This is a genomic window from Micromonospora sp. NPDC047557 (assembly GCF_043205095.1).
In the GTDB taxonomy this organism is placed as follows: Bacteria; Actinomycetota; Actinomycetes; order Mycobacteriales; family Micromonosporaceae; genus Micromonospora.
This window is the reverse complement of record NZ_JBIDDK010000001.1, coordinates 393,129-411,425: the sequence shown is the minus strand read 5'-3', so window position 1 is coordinate 411,425 and position 18,297 is coordinate 393,129. Positions and strand designations below refer to the sequence as shown.

The following is an 18,297-nucleotide window of genomic DNA, read 5'->3' as shown; positions in this document are numbered from 1 at the left end:
ATCCTCCCAGCCCGGCCAAACGGCAGGAATGGCAGGTCGGGCCCCGCGGTGCCGACCGGCAGCGGGGCGAGGTGGGTCCCGGCAGGTCAGCCGGTCGAGCCCGGTCGGGTCCACCGGCCGGCACAGACGAGGAGCGCCGAAGTTGGCAGAGCAGCTGCGTCTCATGGCCGTCCACGCGCACCCGGACGACGAGTCGAGCAAGGGTGCGGCGACGATGGCGAAGTACGTCGCCCAGGGTGTGGACGTGCTGGTGGTGACGTGCACCGGTGGTGAGCGCGGCAGCGTGCTCAACCCCAAGCTCGACCGGCCCGACGTCTGGGCCAACATCGCCGACATCCGGCGCGCCGAGATGGACGCCGCGCGGGCGATCCTCGGCGTCGACCAGGCCTGGCTCGGGTTCGTCGACTCCGGCCTGCCCGAGGGCGACCCGCTGCCGCCGCTGCCCGAGGGCTGCTTCGCGCTCCAGGACGTCGAGGTGGCCGCCGGCCCGCTGGTGCGCCTGATGCGTGAGTTCCGTCCGCACGTGGTGACCACGTACGACGAGGAGGGTGGCTACCCGCACCCCGACCACATCATGTGCCACAAGGTGAGCGTGGCCGCGTTCGAGGCCGCCGGCGACCCGGAGCGCTACCCGGAGCTGGGCGCCCCCTGGCAGCCGCTGAAGCTCTACTACGACATCGGCTTCTCCAAGGCCAAGATCATGGCCCTGCACGAGGCCATGCTCGCCACCGGCGCTGAGTCGCCATACGAGGATTGGCTCAAGCGCTGGGACGAGCGCCCGGACAAGGGCCCCCGCATCACCACCCGGGTGGACTGCGCCGAATACTTCCCCGTCCGGGACGACGCGCTGCGCGCCCACGCCACCCAGGTCGACCCGGACGGCTTCTGGTTCCACGTGCCCATGGAGCTGCAGCAGCGTGCCTGGCCGACGGAGGATTTCGAGCTGGCGCGCACCGTGGTGGACAGCCCGCTGCCCGAGTCCGACCTCTTCGCCGGAGTGCGGGAGACGGCGCACGCGGGTTGATTCCGGCCGGGGCTACCCTGGTAGGCAATCGCACATCGGAGGAACGCCATGCTGACCGCTGCCCAGGTGCTCGCGGAGAACAACTTCGGTGACACCCGCACGGGTGGTCTGGCCGGACCGATGGGCCTCTTCCTCATCCTGCTGCTGTCCGCCGCGACCATCCTGCTGATCCGCAACATGAACGCCCGGCTGCGGCGTCTGCCCGACCGGTTTCCCCAGCAGGGGCGGCCGACCGATGCGACCGGGGCTGACGATTCAGTCGTCGATCCGACAGACGGGACCAGCGCGCATGATTCATCCACGCGCGCTCCCAATGGGCACCAGCAGCAGCGGAACGGGTAGTCCGCGCATGATTCACGCCGAACCGGGTGGTGGACCCCTGTTGCGACCACCCGGTTTGGCTTAGCCTTCCGCCGGGGGGACCAAAAGTCCCCGAGCCGTGCGCGGAAGGGGGCGCCGATGACCGTCACAGCACCGGCCGCCCGCCGTACCGTCGGTCGGTCGGCTGACGGGGGAGGTCGATGACCTCCGGCACGGGCGGCGACCCGTTCGACCGGCTCGGGGTGCACGGCATGCCTGCCCGGCTGCTCGTGCTGACGGCTGCGGTGACGGTGACGGCTCTGGCCGCCGCCGTGGTCGGTCTGACCCTTCCGGCCGGGCTGCCGTCCGATGATCCTCTTGGTGGTCCGGCCCGCTTCGGCATCGCCGTCGCCGTCCTCGCCGTCGCCCAACTCGCCCGGCTTCGCTTCCGCACCTCCGCCGGCATGGTCAGCATCACCTGGGGCGAGGCCGCCCTGATCGTCTGCCTCTACCTCGCGCCGGCCGGCTGGCTGCCGTCGGCCACCCTGCTCGGCACCGGGCTGGCCTGGACGGCGCTGTCGCTGCACAGCGACCGCCGCCCGCCGCTGGAGATCGTCCGGATCGCCGCGTCGCTGACTGCCGCGTCGGCGCTGGCCGTGACCGTGACCACCGCCCTGGGGCATCCGCTGCTCGCCTCGCCGACGCCGATGCTGGCGCTGGCGGTGATCGCCGGTTCGGTGACCTACCTCCTGGTGACCGCGTGGCTCGGTGGGGTGACGCTGGGTCTGCGGCACGGTCTGCCCATCGGGCCGCCGCTGCTCGCCGCGCTGCGCGGCAAGCTGCTGATGTTCGTGGGCAACGTGGCGGTCGGCCTGGTCGTGATCGCGCTGCTGGAGCTGGATCCGCGCTGGTTGCTGCTGCTCCCGCCATTGCTCTGGCTGCTGCAACAGACCTACCGCTACCGACTGCGCGCGGACCAGGAACGCCGGACGTGGCGTGCCTTCGCCGAGGCCACCGCAGCCCTCAACCAGCTCGACGAGCGAGGCGTGGCCAGCGCGGCGGTGACCGGCGCGCTGGCGCTGTTCAACGCCGAGTTGGTCGACGTCGACGTGGCCCGGGCCGACGGCAGGTGGCGTCGCTACCGGGGAGACGCCGGCGGTCAGCTGCTCGACCGGGAGGTGAGCCCTCCGGACCGGTCGGAGCCCGACGAGTACGAGTTGGTCCGTCCCCTGTCGGTGGGCGCCGCGCCGGTCGGCCGGCTACGCGTCCGGTTCCCGCGCTCCGCTCCACCCGCGACCCGGGAACGGGACGCGGTGGCGGCCTTCGGCGACGCGCTCGCCGCCGCCCTGCACGACGCCGCGACCCATCGCGAGCTGCGGCTGGTCACCGCCCGATCGTCGTACGAGGCGGTGCACGACCCGCTCACCGGGCTGGCGAACCGCACGGCGATGCTCGGCAAGGGCGACCAGTCGCTGCGGCAGCTCGCCCACGACCACCCGGTGGCGCTGCTGCTGCTGGACATCAACCAGTTCAAGGAAGTCAACGACACCCTCGGGCACGCGGCCGGCGACCAGTTGCTGCGGCTGACCGCCAACCGGCTCAGCGCGCTGGCCCGCCCCGGTGACCTGCTCGGCCGGCTCGGCGGCGACGAGTTCGCGCTGCTGCTCACCTCGGTCCCCGTGCTCGGCGACCGGGCCGCGCCGATGGCGCACGCTCTGCGGCAGGCTCGTGAGATCGCCGAGCGGCTGGCCGCGCCGACCGAGGTGGCCGGGGTGCGGATGTCCATCGAGGTCTCCGTCGGGGTGGTGGTCGCCGACGCCGGCACCGCCGACCTGACCGAGCTGCTGCGCCGCGCGGACATCGCGATGTACCAGGCCAAGGAGGGCGGCGGCAGCGTCGCCGCGTACGACAGCACCCGGGACGCGGCCAGCACCGACCAGCTGGCCCTGCTGGCCGAGCTGCGCGAGGCGCTGAAGGTCGACGACCAGTTGGTGCTGGCGTTGCAGCCGGCGGTCGACCTGGCCACCGGCGCGCCCACCGGGGTGGAGGCGCTGATCCGCTGGCAGCACCCCCGCCGTGGCTGGCTGAACCCGGCCGACTTCATCCGCCCGGTCGAGAACAGCGAGCAGCTCGGCACGTTCACCCGCTACGTGCTGGACAAGGCGCTCGGCGTGGCCGCCGGCTGGGCCCGCGAAGGGCTGGACGTTCCGATCTCGGTCAACCTCTCCGCGCGCAGTCTGCTCGACCCGCGCCTGCCGGCGGAGATCGCCGACGCGCTGCGCCGACATCAGGTGCCGCCGCACCGGCTGGTCCTGGAGATCACCGAGACGGTGGTGATGAGCGAGCTGGAGATCATCGACGAGGTGCTCGCCACGCTCCGGTCGATGGGTGTGCAGCTCGCGGTGGACGACTTCGGCACCGGCTTCTCCTCGTTGACCTTCCTCACCCGGATCGCCGTGGACGAGTTGAAGGTGGACCGCTCCTTCGTGATCCGGATGGCCGACTCGCCGGAGGCCGCGGCGATCGTCCGGACCACCGTCGGGCTCGCCCATGAGCTGGGGCTGCGGGTGGTCGCCGAGGGTGTGGAGACGGCCGAGCAGCGGCTGGCCCTTGCCGAGCTGGGCTGCACGTCCGCGCAGGGCTACCACTTCTTCAAGCCGATGCCGGCGGACAAGATCGGCGCGGTGCTCGGGTCGCTGCGCGACTCGGCCGAGTCGAACGTCTTCCGCCTCCGCGCCGACGGCGCCTCCTGACCGCCCGGCGCGTCCCGGCCGGGGTGGTTATGGTCGTCGGGTGAATCGACTCGCCGACGCGACCTCCCCGTACCTGCTCCAGCACGCCGACAACCCGGTCGACTGGTGGCCCTGGTGCGACGAGGCATTCGCCGAGGCGAAGCGACGGGACGTCCCGGTGCTCATCTCGGTGGGTTATTCGAGTTGCCACTGGTGCCATGTCATGGCTCACGAATCGTTCGAAAACGAGCAGGTCGGCGCCCTGCTGAACGACAACTTCGTGTCGATCAAGGTGGATCGTGAGGAGCGACCCGACGTCGACGCCGTCTACATGACCGCCACCCAGGCGATGACCGGCCAGGGCGGCTGGCCGATGACTGTCTTCGCCACCCCGGACGGCACCCCGTTCTTCTGCGGCACCTACTTCCCGCGCCCCAACTTCACCCGCCTGCTCCAGTCGGTCACCACCGCCTGGAAGGACCAGCGGGATGAGGTGCTGCGCCAGGGTGCCGCCGTGGTCGAGGCGATCGGCGGCGCACAGGCGGTGGGCGGCCCCACCGCCCCGCTGGACGCCACGCTGCTCGACGCCGCGGCCGCCAACCTCGCGAGTGAGTACGACGAGACGAACGGCGGGTTCGGGGGCGCCCCGAAGTTTCCGCCGCACATGAACCTGCTTTTCCTGCTGCGCCACCACCAGCGCACCGGCGACCCGCGCAGCCTGGAGATCGTCCGGCACACCGCCGAGGCGATGGCCCGGGGCGGCATCTACGACCAGCTCGCCGGCGGCTTCGCCAGGTACTCGGTGGACGCGCACTGGACCGTGCCGCACTTCGAGAAGATGCTCTACGACAACGCGCTGCTGCTGCGCGTCTACACGCAGCTCTGGCGGCTGACCGGCGACCCGCTGGCCCGTCGGGTCGCCCGGGACACGGCCCGGTTCCTCGCCGACGAACTGCACCGGCCGGGGGAGGGGTTCGCGTCCGCGCTGGACGCCGACACCGAGGGCGTCGAGGGGCTCACCTACGCCTGGACGCCGGCGCAGCTCGTCGAGGCGCTCGGCGAGGACGACGGTCGCTTCGCCGCCGACCTGTTCACCGTCACCGACGAGGGCACGTTCGAGCACGGCATGAGCGTGCTCCGGCTCGCCCGGGACGTCGACGACGTCGCGCCCGAGGTCCGGGCCCGCTGGCAGCGGGTGGTCGGGCAGTTGCTCGCGGTCCGCGACACCCGGCCCCAGCCGGCCCGCGACGACAAGGTGGTGGCCGCCTGGAACGGGCTGGCGATCACCGCGATCGCCGAGTTCCTCCAGGTCGCCGCGCTGTACGCGTCGCCGCAGGACGAGGACGCCAACCTGATGGAGGGCGTCACCATCGTCGCCGACGGCGCGATGCGCGACGCCGCCGAGCACCTGGCCACCGTGCACCTGGTCGACGGCCGGCTGCGCCGGGTCTCGCGCGACGGCAGGGTCGGTGAGCCGGCCGGAGTGCTGGAGGACTACGGCTGCGTGGCCGAGGCGTTCTGCGCGCTGCACCAGCTCACCGGCGAGGGTCGCTGGCTCAGCCTGGCCGGTCAACTGCTGGACACCGCGCTGGAGCACTTCGCCGCGCCCGGGGGCGCGTACTACGACACGGCCGACGACGCGGAGCGGCTGGTCGCCCGGCCGGCCGATCCGACCGACAACGCCACCCCGTCGGGTCGGTCGGCGCTGATCGCCGGTCTTGTGTCGTACGCCGCGCTGACCGGGGAGACGCACTATCGGGAGGCCGCCGAGACCGCGCTCGCCACCGTGGCGCCGATCGTCGGGCGGCACGCCCGGTTCGCCGGGTACGCGGCAATGGTCGGCGAGGCGCTGCTTTCCGGGCCGTACGAGATCGCTGTGGCGACCGACGACCCGGCCGGCGATCCGCTGGTGGCTGCGGCCCGGCGGCACGCCCCGCCCGGAGCGGTGGTGGTCGCCGGTCGCCCGGACCAGCCCGGGGTGCCACTGCTCGCCGACCGGCCGCTGGTCGACGGACGGTCCGCCGCGTACGTCTGCCGGGGTTTCGTCTGCCAGCGACCGGTCACCTCGGTCGAAGACCTGGTCGCCGAGCTGGGTTGAGCCGTAGCGCCCGGTAGTTGCCGGCGCCGCGCACCGGGCGGTCGGCGGGGCGTTGGCGAGATGGGTCACCGGCCCTGCGGATCGGCGCGGCGGCCGCCCGGATAGGCTGGCCGCGCTATGGATTCCCGTACCGGTCTGCCTGTTGTCGGCATGGTGGGTGGCGGCCAGTTGGCCCGGATGACCCACCAGGCCGCGATCGCCCTCGGCCAGTCACTGCGTGTGCTCGCGAGCGCCCCCGACGACGGTGCGGCGCTGGTCGCCGCCGACGTCCAGTACGGCGACCACACCGATCTGGCCGCCCTGCGCACCTTCGCCAAGGGCTGTGACGTGGTCACCTTCGACCACGAGCACGTGCCCAACGAGCACATCCGCACCCTGACGGCCGAAGGGGTGACCCTGTACCCGCCGGCGGACGCGTTGCTGCACGCGCAGGACAAGCAGGTGATGCGGGAACGCCTCACCGAGTTGGGCGCTCCCAATCCGGCGTGGCGGCCGGTCGGCGAGCCCGCCGACCTGGTCGGCTTCGGCGAGCAGGTCGGCTGGCCGGTGGTGCTCAAGGCGGCCCGGGGCGGCTACGACGGTCGGGGTGTATGGATGGTGGACGACGCCACCCAGGCCACCGAGCTGGCGACCACGCTGCTCGCCGGAGGCACCCGGCTGATCGTCGAGGAGCGGGTGCCGCTGCGTCGCGAACTCGCCGTGCAGGTGGCCCGCTCGCCGTTCGGGCAGGTGGCCGCGTACCCGGTCGTCGAGACGGTCCAGCGCGACGGCATCAACGTCGAGGTGCTGGCCCCGGCGCCCGGCCTCGACGAGGAGTTGGCCGTCGCCGCTCAGCAGCTCGCCATCGACCTGGCCACCGCGCTCGGCGTGGTCGGCCTGCTGGCCGTGGAGCTGTTCGAGGTGCGCGACGACGCGGGCCGGTCGGCGATCGTGGTGAACGAGCTGGCCATGCGCCCGCACAACTCGGGGCACTGGACCATCGAGGGCGCCCGGACCTCCCAGTTCGAGCAGCATTTGCGGGCGGTGCTGGACTACCCGATGGGTGACACCGCGCTGACCGCGCCGGTGGTCGTGATGGCGAACGTCCTCGGCGGCGAGCCGGGCGGAATGTCGATCGACGAGCGGCTGCACCACCTCTTCGCCGCCGAGCCGGGCGCCAAGGTGCACCTCTACGGCAAGCAGGTACGCCCCGGCCGCAAGATCGGGCACGTCACGGTGCTCGGCGACGACCTGGACGACGTACGGGCGCGGGCGGCGCGTGCCGCACGCTGGCTGCGCCTGGGGCACGAGTGACCCGGGCGGCCGCGAACCAAGGAGGACCCCGGTGACCACGGTCGGACTGATCATGGGTAGCGACTCGGACTGGCCTACGATGCGGGCCGCCGCCGAGGTGCTGGACGACTTCGAGGTGTCCTACGAGGTGCGGGTCATCTCGGCACACCGGACGCCGGTCGCGATGATCGACTATGGTCGCGACGCCGCCGACCGGGGGCTGAAGGTGATCATCGCCGGTGCCGGTGGCGCCGCCGCCCTGCCGGGCATGGTCGCCTCGGTGACGCCTCTGCCGGTGATCGGCGTGCCGGTGCCGTTGAAGCACCTCGACGGGATGGACTCGCTGCTGTCCATCGTGCAGATGCCGGCGGGGATTCCGGTGGCCACCGTGTCGATCGGCAACGCCCGCAACGCCGGCCTGCTGGCCGTCCGGATCCTCGGCGCCTCCGACGAGACCCTGCGCGCTCGGATGGCGACGTACCAGCAGGACCTGGAGCAGCTCATCAAGACCAAGGACGCAGCCCTCCAAGCCACCCTCCCCTGACCCGAGGTCAGAAGATCCGAGCAACTTCCCTGATGTTGCTGCCTGCGGCGCGCCGGAAGCAGCAACATCCCTGATGTTGTGCGGATCTCCCTGCGGAGGGCCCACGCGAGTGGGAAAGCACGACGCACGAACCCCGCCCACTCACCGGTGACCGACGCACGAACCCGCCCCACTCACCGTCCCCACTCACGCACCCTGCCGTGACCCTCCGATTCATCTCATGCCGCGCAGCGCGGTCTGGAGGCGTTCCTGGGCGCGGCGGCGGCGTTCGTTGCTGGCCCCGAGGACGAGCAGCAGGAGCCCCACGGGGATCAGCGCCAGCCACGGGCCGAGGCTGAACAGCGCGTGGATCGCGGCGATCGCGGTGACCGACGCGCCGACGATCACCGGGGCCTGCTGCCGGCTGGACGAGCCGAAGATCAGCACCGCCACCGCACCGAGCAGCAGCAGCATCTGCCGCAGCGTGCTGGAGTCGGTGGCCAGCACGATCGCCAGCGTCGGCAGGAACGCGGCGACCAGCGCCGGCCCGTACGCCACCCAGCTGCTCAGATCCGGTCGGTGCCGTAGTTCGAGCACGCCGACCAGCAGGGCCAGCGCGGCGAACGGCAGCGTGTACGCCTCGGGCAGTGCCACGTCGGCGACGCGCATCAGGATCCACCAGGCGGTGATCTCGCAGAACACCACCGCCCAGAAGAGGATTCGGCGTTCCACCGGCCGTCGTCCGGGACGGGTCGCCGCCACGCCGAGGACCGCCCCCCAGGCGGCCAGCAGGGCGGCGATGTGCCGGGGGGAGTCGAAGGCGAGCGCCAGCGCGATCAGGGCTGCCGCGTACCCGCTCCACTGCACGGTGGCGGCCTCGCGTTGCGCCTCGGGGCGGCGCAGCTGGGGCAGAGTCGAGGCGAACACCTGCAGGACCGCTCCGACGGCGAGCACCCCGAACGCGGACCAGACCGCTGCCAGCCCGACGATCAGGCCGGCGGTGAGCACGAAGAGCTGGGCCATCAGCGAGGCGAAGAGCCAGCCGAGGATGCGCGCCCGCTGGGTGGTGCCGAACAGGGCCGCCACCACGCCCACGCCGACCGCGCCCCCGAGGGTGAACAGGGTCAGGTGCCGGTCGGCCAGGCTGCCGGCCAGGCCGGCCCCACCGGCGGCGAGGCCGATGGCGAAGACCAGCACCCGGGTCAGCCGCAGCGAACGGGCCGGCTCGACGAGGGGCGGTGGCGGGGTCAGGGCCAGGCCGAGCATGGAGATGGTGAAGACGGAGAGCGCGGCGAGCGTGCTCGCCGGCCACCCGCTGCCCAGCGCGATGGGCGCGATCAGCAGCGTGACGGCAGCGCCGGGTAGCACCACCGGTACGGCACGGGACCGCCGTCCGCCGCTGAACCCGGTGGCGGCCAGGGCGGCCGTGGCGGTGAGCAGCAGCGCGGTCAGCACGTGGGTCGGGTTGACCACGTCCGGCGGTGGCGTGAGCAGCTCCGGCGGCGGACCCTGCCAGATCCGGCTCAACGTGCGGTGCGGCTCGACGAGGGCGACGACCAGGGCGGGCGCGATCGACGCGACCGCCAGGGCGGTCGGCAGCGCGGCGGCCGCGAGCGCGCCGGCGGAGGGGCTGACCCGCCACCGCCGCCGGTCCGGGTCGTCCGGCAGTCGCCGCAGCGCACCGTCGAGGAGCACCGCCCAGCGGCGGACCGGCTGGGCGGAACCGGTGGGCGGCACGGTCGCCGCGCGGATCAGCTCGGCGAGGACACCGAGCAACGCGGCGGCGGCCGCGTAGACCCCGGCCGGGAGCCCGGTGGGGATGGCGGCGAGCGCGCTGATGCTGGCACCGCCGACCACGGCCACGCTGACCCAGGGCAGGTACTGCGGAACGTGCCGGCGTACCGCGGCGACGCCGGCCAGACCGAGGCTGGACGCGGCCAGCGCGGCGGTCAGCACCACCTGCGCCGAGTGCTGGAACTCGACGGCCAGCGCCGCCACCGCGCCGGGCAGCGCGAGCAGCGCGGCGCCGGCCGCCGCGCCACCGATCTGCGCCAGGTGCGGCGGCATGCCCTCGGTCTCCAGGTCGGCCACCTGCGGCCCGGCCAGGACGCGCGCCAGCGCGGCCACCACGATGCCGATCAGCGCGATGCTGCCCAGCGCCAGCGCGGTGGTCCACGGGCGAACCAGACCGGCACCGGCCCCGTGCAGCGCGACCACCCCGGCCACGGTGGCCCGGGACAGCCCGGCCCGGGCCTCCTCGCTGGCCACCGCCGCCATCCCGTAGACGGTGGCGACCATGGCCCCGACGAGCACCGGCGACCACCAGGGCAGGTCGAACGCGGCCGGTGCGCCGATCGTGGCGAGCACCACGGCCACGCCCGACGCGTCCCACCGCCAGGGCGGCGGGAGCAGGACGCCGGCGGCGACGGCCAGCAGCACCAGCGCGATCGGCGCCTGCCAGGTCGCGCCGCCGGTCGGCGCGGCCGGCCAGCCGCTCAGGTCGCCGTCCCAGATCGGCCCGGGGGTGGCCAGCACACCGACCCCACCGCGCAGCGCCGTCCAGCCGGCGAGCACCCCGATGAGCAGGCCGCCGACGGCGATGCCGAGGACCGGGCCGCGTCGCCACTCCTCGGGCATGGCACGGGCGCCCACGGCCACCACGAGGACCAGGCCGGCGGCGACCGCCAGCTGTCCACCCGGAGCGAGGACCGCGGCGATCCGCACCATCGTGGCGATCAGGGCGGTGGTCACCGCCGCGGCGGCCAGGTCCGAGCCGTCCAGGGTGAGGTCCGAGCGGCGGCCGGCGTCGATCGACGGGGCTAGGAAGAGCAGCACCGCGGCGACCAGCAGCAGCGCCCCGACCCAGGCGTCGGCGACAGTCGCACCGGGAGCGCCGAAGGCGGCGGCGGTGACGACGAGCGCGCCCAGCCCGGTGCCGACCGACAGGGGCGCCGGGATGCGCCGCTGGGAGACCTGCACCATGGCGGCGTACCCGAGGGTCACACAGACGGCCAGGAAGCTCGCCGCCAGCACCGGGACGGTCGCCTCGCGGAGGCTGGCCGGGGTGGGGGTCTCGTCGACGGGCATGGTCGCGGCCACGAACGCGGCCACCGCTCCGGGCAGCGCGAAGGCCGCCCCTCCGGCGGCCCAGTCCGTGACCGTGTCGGCGGCGGCCGACGCGATCCGGACCCGGGGCGCCAGCGCGACAAGCGCGCCGGCCGCGAAGAGGGTGAGCAGGACCGCGGCGGTGAGCGCCGGACGGGACAGGCCGGCGCCCGCGCCGAACAGGCCCACCACGGCGGCGCCGGCCGCGTGGGCCAGGGCGGCCCGGGTGGTACGCGCGGAGAGGCCGATGACCCCGATGCCGATCGCGGTGACCACCATCGGCCAGGGCGCCGAGGCCCAGCCGAGGCCGAACGACGCCGGTACGGCGAGCGCCGTCAGCGCGGCACCGGCGACCGCGAACTCCCGGCGGATCTCCGGCGGCAGGGCCAGCACCGCGGCGATGGTGAGCAGGAACGCGGCGGCGGCGAGTTGCCACGTGGTCGGGCCGACGGCGGCGGCCAGCTCGGCCGGGTACCCGTCGAGGTCGGCGCTCCACGCGGGCAGTGCCGCCCGGACCGGGGCGACCCCGGCGCGCAGTGCTCCTCCGGCGACCACCAGTCCGCTGACGGTGAGTGCGATCGCCGAGGCGATCTGCGGGCCGCGTCGGGCGGTCTCGGGGACCGCGCGTACCGCCAGCCCGGTCACCGTGATCACCGCCGCGATCAGCAGCAACGCCTGGCCGGGCAGGGCCACGGAGACGATCCGGCCGCACGCGCCGATGACGGCCAGGGTGAGGATGCCGGCCGCCACGTCCGGCAGCGGTGGGCGGCGCAGCACCAGCGCGCCGGCCAGCCCGACGGCGGCGGCCAGCAGGAGCACCAGCCCGGCGCCGGTCGCTGTCGGCACGGCCTGCGCCCGCAGCAGGGCGGTGACCGCGTACGCCAGGGCGACCGCGACGGCCACCGCGTGCAGCGACCAGGTCAGCTCGCGCAGCCCGGGCACCGGGCGGGCGGGCCGGGCGTCGACGGTGCCCGTGCCGGCGTCGATCAGTTCGCCGGCCTCCTCCGGGTCGGCCTCCGGTCGCGCCTCGGCGGCACGTTGCCGGGGGGCCGCCGATCCGGTGGCCGGGCCCGGCGGGTCCTGCCGGACGGGGCGCTCCACCACGATCGGGGAGCGGGCCAGCCAGAGGTCGACCAGGGCCACCAGGGTCAGCACCAGCGCCCAGCCACCCGGCCCGGTGATCCGGTCGTACGCGAGCAGCGGCAGCACCGGCTGCGCGGCGACCACTGTCGCGAAGCGGGGCGCGCGCAGCCCGGTCCAGGCGGCGTACCCGACGGACACGGCGGCGGTGGCCGCGAAGATCAAACCGGCGAAGACGGCGCCGGAGGTGGCGCCGTCGTCGATCCGGTCCACCGCCCAGAGCGCGTACCCGGCCAACGGCACGAGCAGTAGACCCACCGCGGAGATCGTCTCCGCGGTGGAGGTGAGCCCGCGCCGGGCCAGCGCTGGCGGCGCGAGCAGCATCAACACCGTGGCGACCAGCAGGACGCCGAGGCGGGCGAGCGCGTCCATCGAACTCGTCGCCACCGCGGCGAAGACCACCGCGGCCACGGCGAGCAGCAGCGCGCCCAACCCGAGAGGGATGTTCTGCACCTCCCGCGAGGACGCCTCCGGCGGGTGCTCGGGGTCGTCGGCGTCCAGCCAGGACGCCCGGGGCGGGGGCGGCGGCGGATCCTCCGGGCTGGGCGGGGTGCCCTGGCGCGGAACCCGGGGCGGCGCGCCGGCGGTGGCCGTCGGCGGGCGGCGACCGGGGCGGCGGCGCAGCACCCGGCGGGGCCGTGTGGCCTGCTTGATCCGTTCCTCACCGGCGTGGGCGAGGATGTCCCGTTGGAAGAGCGCGGCCTGCATCTTGGCGGCGATTTGCCGCTGTTCGCGCGCGATGGCGGCGTCGCGCGCCTTCATCTCCGCGATCGAGCGCTCGATGTCCGCCAGATGCTCGACCCACTGGGGCTGGTCGGCCCCGCAGTTCGGGCACTGCACGGCCGGCTTGATCTCCCGGCCGCACGAGGAGCATTGAAAGGTCGCCACGACACCCCTCCACCCGCACTGTGGACTCCCACTGTCGCAGCATGCCCAAAGCTGGCGCGGATTTCGACACTTGTCGGCGGGTCCGGGGCAAACAACATCACCGGCCGGCCGCGCAGAGTGCGTCGCGACCGGCCGGTGAGTGGCGAACCGTCAGGGGCGGCCCATGCCCCGGTACTCCCAGCCGGCCTGGGTCCACAGTGCCGAGTCGAGACAGTTGCGTCCGTCGACGACCTTGCGGCCACCGACCAGCTCGCCCAGGGCGACCGGGTCGGCGTTGCGGAAGTCCGCCCACTCGGTGAGGACGCAGACCAGGTCGGCACCGGCGACCGCCTCGTTGATGCCGGCCTCGTAGGTCAGCTCGGGCACCGCGCGGCGGGCGTTCTCGGTGCCCTGCGGGTCGTACACGTGCACGTCGGCGCCGGCCTTCTGCAACAGCGCGGCGACGGCGAGCGCTGGGGCATCGCGGACGTCGTCGGTGTTGGGCTTGAAGGTCGCGCCCAGCACGGCGATCCGGGTGCCGGAGAAGTCCGGGCCGGCCGGCCCGGAGCGGCGGCCGAGCAGGTCCGCCGCGAGCTGGAGCACGCGGGTCCGGCGGCGCAGGTTGATCAGGTCGACCTCGTGCAGGAAGCGCAGCGCCTCGCCGGCGCCCAGCTCCTGGGCGCGGGCCTGGAAGGCGCGGATGTCCTTGGGCAGGCAGGCGCCACCGAAGCCGAGGCCGGCCTGGAGGAACCGGTTGCCGATCCGGGGGTCGTACCCGATCGCGCGGGCCAGCTGGGTGACGTCGCCGCCGCTGGCCTCGCAGACCTCGGCCATGGCGTTGATGAAGGAGATCTTCGTGGCCAGGAACGCGTTCGCCGCGACCTTGACCAGCTCGGCCGTCGCGAAGTCGGTGACCACCAGGGGCACCTCGCGGTCCTCGGTGGCGGCCAGGTCGAAGACGCCCTTGTGCGCGGCGTAGAGCATGCCGTTGGCCCACTCGCTCTTCACGCCGACCACGATCCGGTTGGGGCGCAGCACGTCGTCGACGGCGAAGCCCTCCTGGAGGAACTCGGGGCTCCAGGCCACCTCGACGCCCAGGTCGCCGGGGGTGTGCTTGCCGACGAGCTGCTCGACCCACTCGGCGGTGCCCACCGGCACGGTGGACTTGCCGACGATCAGCGCCTTGCGGGTCAGGTGCTGCGCGAGGCTGGTCACGGACGCCTCGACGTACGACAGGTCGGCGCCCATCCCGTCGGCCCGCTGCGGGGTGCCGACGCAGATGAAGTGCACGTCGCCGAACTCGGCGGTCTCGGCGATGTCGGTCGAGAACCGCAGCCGACCGGCGGCCAGGTTGCGCTTGAGCAACTCGTCCAGGCCGGGCTCGTGGATCGGCACCTCGCCGGCGTTCAACATCGCGATCTTGTCCGCGTCGACGTCGAACCCGAGCACCTCGTACCCGAGTTCCGCGTAGCAGATGGCGTACGTCGCACCGAGGTAGCCGGTCCCCAGGAACGTCACCCGCGGCCGAGGCGCGCCCGAAGGCGGCGTCACCGCGGCGATGGCGGGGGTCGGCTGGATGGTGGGGTAGGGGATCGTCACGCCTGTCTTCTCCGCTCGCACTGGCGGCGCGTCGTCGCGTCGCATTCTGCTGCGGCGCCTGGCCGGGCACCGGAGGGGTGGCTCAACTGTCTGCCTTCCATCATCGCCCAGCGGCGCGGGTGCTCCGTCATGCCCATACCTACGCGCCGGTAACATCACCTGAACTGCAGTCGCTATCCTTCAGTCTGCGCGGTCGGCGGTCAGGGGAGGCCACAGACTGCGCATGATAGCGGTGAAGGGGAGGGGCCGACATGGCCGCAGGGGAGTCGTTCGACGTCTACCGGTTGCCCGAGGAGCACGAGGCGATCCGGGAGGCGGTCCGTGAGGTCTGTGCCGCCAAGGTGGCTCCGCACGCCGCCGAGGCCGACGAGACCGGGGAGTTCCCGAAGGCGTCCTACGACGCGCTGCGGGCAGCCGATTTCCACGCGCCGCACATCCCCGAGGAGTACGGCGGCGCGGGCGCTGACGCGCTGGCCACCGCCATCGTGATCGAGGAGGTGGCGCGCGCCTGCGCGTCCTCGTCGCTGATCCCGGCGGTGAACAAGCTCGGCACGATGCCGCTGCTGCTGTCCGGTTCCGAGGAGCTCAAGCGCCGCTACCTGACCCCGGTCGCGGCGGGCGACGCCATGTTCTCGTACTGCCTCTCCGAGCCGGAGGCGGGCAGCGACGCGGCGTCGATGACGACCCGGGCGGTGCGTGACGGGGATCACTGGGTGCTCAACGGCGTGAAGCGGTGGATCACCAACGCCGGCGTCTCCGAGTTCTACACCGTCTTCGCCGTCACCGACCCCGCCGCCCGCTCCCGGGGCATCTCGGCCTTCGTGGTCGAGAAGTCCGACGCCGGGGTGAGCTTCGGCGCTCCGGAGAAGAAGCTCGGCATCAAGGGCTCGCCGACCCGTGAGGTCTACCTGGACAACGTGCGGATCCCCGCCGACCGGATGATCGGCGCGGAGGGCACCGGCTTCGCCACCGCCATGAAGACCCTGGACCACACCCGGGTCACCATCGCCGCGCAGGCCGTCGGGATCGCGCAGGGCGCGCTCGACTACGCCAAGGGGTACGTGGCCGAGCGTCGCCAGTTCGGCAAGGCGGTCGCCGAGTTCCAGGGCATTCAGTTCATGCTCGCCGACATGGGCATGAAGCTGGAGGCGGCGCGGCAGCTCACGTACGCCGCCGCCGGCAAGTCCGAGCGGGGCGACGCCGACCTGACCTACTTCGGCGCGGCGGCCAAGTGCTTCGCCTCCGACGCCGCCATGGAGATCACCACCGACGCGGTGCAGCTGCTCGGCGGCTACGGCTACACCCGTGACTACCCGGTCGAGCGGATGATGCGCGACGCCAAGATCACCCAGATCTACGAGGGCACCAACCAGGTGCAGCGCATCGTCATGGCCCGGCAGTTGCTGGCCGGCGTCGTCTGACCGTCGCCTGATCGACCCCGACAGCCCCACCGCCCGCCGGCGGTGGGGCTGTCGTCGTGTGTACGTGAGTCCCCACACAGTGGCGATGTCACAGGGGTCTGCGACGTTGTCGCCAAGTGAGAATCACCGAAGACGATCCCCCACCGCCGCCCCACGACGCACGACCCTCCGCAGAGAGATCGAGATGATGAAGCAGCTGGTGGAGAAGACCGCCCCCGAGCAGGATGTGCTGCCCGGCGACCTGATGACCAACCGCCAGCGGGCGCGGCTCGTGCTGGTGCTCGGCGCGTTGATCGCGATCGGCCCACTGACCATCGACATGTACCTGCCGGCGCTGCCCGCCATCACGGCGGGCCTGCAGACCACCGAGACGGCCGTGCAGTTGACGCTTACCGGCACGCTGATCGGCCTCGCGCTGGGCCAGTTGCTGATCGGGCCGCTCTCCGACGTGGTCGGGCGACGTCTGCCGCTGCTCGCCGGGCTCGCCGCGCACATCGTGGCCTCCGTGCTGTGCGTCTTCGCGCCCAACATCGCCGTGCTCGGTGTGCTGCGCGTCCTGCAGGGCCTCGGCGTGGCGGCCGCCACCGTGGTCGCCACGGCCGTCGTCCGTGACCTGTTCAGCGGCGCCTCGTTCGCGCGGATCTTCTCCCGCCTGATGCTGGTCATGGGGCTGGCGCCGATCCTCGCGCCGACGCTGGGCAGCGGGCTGCTGCGCTGGACCGAGTGGCGGGGCGTCTTCGCGGCGCTGGCCGTGCTGGGCGCGTTGCTGATCGTCATCGCGGCGTTGCAGCTTCCGGAGACCCTTGCGGTGGAACGCCGCCGACACGGCGGGTTGGCGGCGACCCTGCGCGACTACCGGGGGCTGCTCAACGACCGGGCCTTCGTCGGCCTGGTGCTGGTCGCCGGGCTGGCCATGGCGTCGCTGTTCGCGTACGTGTCCGGGTCGTCCTTCGTGCTCCAGCGGGAGTACGGCCTCGACGAGCAGCAGTTCGGCCTGGCCTTCGGGGCCGGTGCCGTCGGCCTGATCGGTGCCACCCAGTTCAACGTCCGGCTGCTGCGGCGCTACACCCCGCAGCAGATCCTCGTCAGCGCGCTGATCGCCGGAACGGCCGCCGGGCTGCTGCTGGTCGTGTTCGCGGCCACCGGCGTCGGTGGCCTCGGCACCCTGCTCGCGTCGCTGTGGCTGGTGCTGGCCGCGGCGGGCCTGGCCCTGCCAAACGCTCCGGCGCTGGCCATGAGCCGGCACAGCGAGGCCGCCGGTACGGCCGCGGCGCTGCTCGGGGCCGTGCAGTTCGGCGTCGGCGCGTTGTCGGCGCCCCTGGCCGGCCTGTTCGGCACGGGGAGCGTACCGATGGCTGTCGTCATCGCGGGCGGCATGGCGGCGGCGCTGGCGGTCATGGTCCTGGTCGTGCCCCGCGCCACCCTCGGCGCGGTCGATGAGGACCTGGCCGTCTCCCTGCACTAGGACGGCTCGCGCCCCTGCCCAGCGGGTCTGGTCGGGCGGGCCGGGCCTCCCGGCCCGCCCGACGATCAACGGATCTCGGTGGTGTCCTCGGGGCGGGACTGGCCGCGCGGCGGGGCGGACCACGGTGATTCGCCGCCCACCCGGCGGGGCAGCGGCTCGGTCGGCGTCGGGTCGGCCGGGTAACCCAGGGTCAGCGGGGCGGTGTCGCGCTCCGCGGGCTCGGGCGACGGCCAGTCGGTGAGGGTGAAGTCGTCGCCGCGCGGGCCGTCCGCCGGCGCCGGCGTCAGGGCCGGCGCGGTCGCGGCCTGCGGCCACTGCCGCCAGCGTTGACCGCTGAACGTCGCCATGAGCAGCAGCAGGCCGATCAGGAACAGCGTGCCGTTCTGCACCGGCAGCGCCAGCGGCAGCGGGTCACCGAACACCTTCCACCCCTGCGGGATCGCGTCGCGCACCTCGAACGGCGCCACGAACATCCCGACGTACGGGGTGACCAGCAGCAGCCCGGCCACCACCGGGCCCGCCGGTGAGAAGCGCAGTGTGCCGAGCAGCCCGAGCAGGACACCGCCGACACCGAGGTACACGGCCGGCTCGATCAGGTTGGCGGTGTTGAAGGTGCCGATCTCCACCCAGCGGTCGACCGTCCGGCTCGACCCGTCCTGCCCGAGCGTGACAAGCGCCCACGTGATGGGTGCCACCACCAACCCGGCGAGGAAGCTCCAGAGATGTCGCATCCGCGCACCGTACCGTTTCC

At 73.4% G+C, this 18,297-nt stretch carries 11 protein-coding genes; 8 read left to right on the top strand and 3 right to left on the bottom strand.

Annotated elements, in window-relative coordinates; genetic code table 11:
- Positions 1–142: 142 nt before the first annotated feature.
- The 6 genes from mca (at position 143) to purE (ending at position 7,970) form a co-directional block, all read left to right on the top strand.
- The gene (mca, locus tag ACGGAQ_RS01805) at positions 143–1,024 is read left to right on the top strand and encodes a mycothiol conjugate amidase Mca (protein WP_393043684.1); all 882 of its coding nucleotides are present in this window, start codon (positions 143–145) and stop codon (positions 1,022–1,024) included.
- Between the two features lie 48 nt (positions 1,025–1,072).
- Positions 1,073–1,366, top strand: a complete 294-nt coding sequence (locus ACGGAQ_RS01800; protein ID WP_393043682.1) for a hypothetical protein — start codon at positions 1,073–1,075, stop codon at positions 1,364–1,366.
- Between the two features lie 230 nt (positions 1,367–1,596).
- On the top strand, positions 1,597–4,077 hold the full coding sequence (locus tag ACGGAQ_RS01795; protein WP_393045613.1) for a putative bifunctional diguanylate cyclase/phosphodiesterase: 2,481 nt from the start codon (positions 1,597–1,599) through the stop codon (positions 4,075–4,077).
- Between the two features lie 40 nt (positions 4,078–4,117).
- Positions 4,118–6,154: a thioredoxin domain-containing protein gene (locus tag ACGGAQ_RS01790; RefSeq protein WP_393043680.1), complete on the top strand. Its 2,037-nt coding sequence runs from the start codon at positions 4,118–4,120 to the stop codon at positions 6,152–6,154.
- 117 nt (positions 6,155–6,271) lie between these two features.
- Positions 6,272–7,447 carry a 5-(carboxyamino)imidazole ribonucleotide synthase gene (locus ACGGAQ_RS01785; protein WP_393043678.1) on the top strand — a complete coding sequence of 392 codons (1,176 nt, stop codon included), beginning with the start codon at positions 6,272–6,274 and terminating at the stop codon, positions 7,445–7,447.
- Between the two features lie 31 nt (positions 7,448–7,478).
- Positions 7,479–7,970: a 5-(carboxyamino)imidazole ribonucleotide mutase gene (purE, locus tag ACGGAQ_RS01780; RefSeq protein WP_393043676.1), complete on the top strand. Its 492-nt coding sequence runs from the start codon at positions 7,479–7,481 to the stop codon at positions 7,968–7,970.
- 213 nt (positions 7,971–8,183) lie between these two features.
- Here purE and ACGGAQ_RS01775 read toward each other — a convergent pair whose 3' ends face one another.
- Together ACGGAQ_RS01775 and ACGGAQ_RS01770 are read right to left on the bottom strand one after the other, a co-directional pair.
- Positions 8,184–13,082, bottom strand: coding sequence for an SCO7613 C-terminal domain-containing membrane protein (locus ACGGAQ_RS01775; RefSeq protein ID WP_393043674.1), 4,899 nt, complete (start codon positions 13,080–13,082; stop codon positions 8,184–8,186).
- 150 nt (positions 13,083–13,232) lie between these two features.
- Positions 13,233–14,660 (bottom strand): UDP-glucose dehydrogenase family protein, encoded by a 1,428-nt coding sequence (locus tag ACGGAQ_RS01770; RefSeq protein WP_393043672.1) that lies wholly within the window; start codon positions 14,658–14,660, stop codon positions 13,233–13,235.
- Between the two features lie 251 nt (positions 14,661–14,911).
- On the opposite strand from ACGGAQ_RS01770, the gene ACGGAQ_RS01765 reads away from it, so the two are divergent.
- Entirely contained in the window at positions 14,912–16,081 is a 1,170-nt protein-coding gene (locus ACGGAQ_RS01765) for an acyl-CoA dehydrogenase family protein (RefSeq protein WP_393043670.1), read from the top strand.
- Between the two features lie 184 nt (positions 16,082–16,265).
- Positions 16,266–17,546, top strand: a complete 1,281-nt coding sequence (locus ACGGAQ_RS01760) for a multidrug effflux MFS transporter (RefSeq protein WP_393043668.1) — start codon at positions 16,266–16,268, stop codon at positions 17,544–17,546.
- A 65-nt stretch (positions 17,547–17,611) separates the two neighbouring features.
- Here ACGGAQ_RS01760 and ACGGAQ_RS01755 read toward each other — a convergent pair whose 3' ends face one another.
- Positions 17,612–18,277: a hypothetical protein gene (locus ACGGAQ_RS01755; RefSeq protein ID WP_393043666.1), complete on the bottom strand. Its 666-nt coding sequence runs from the start codon at positions 18,275–18,277 to the stop codon at positions 17,612–17,614.
- Positions 18,278–18,297: the final 20 nt, after the last annotated feature.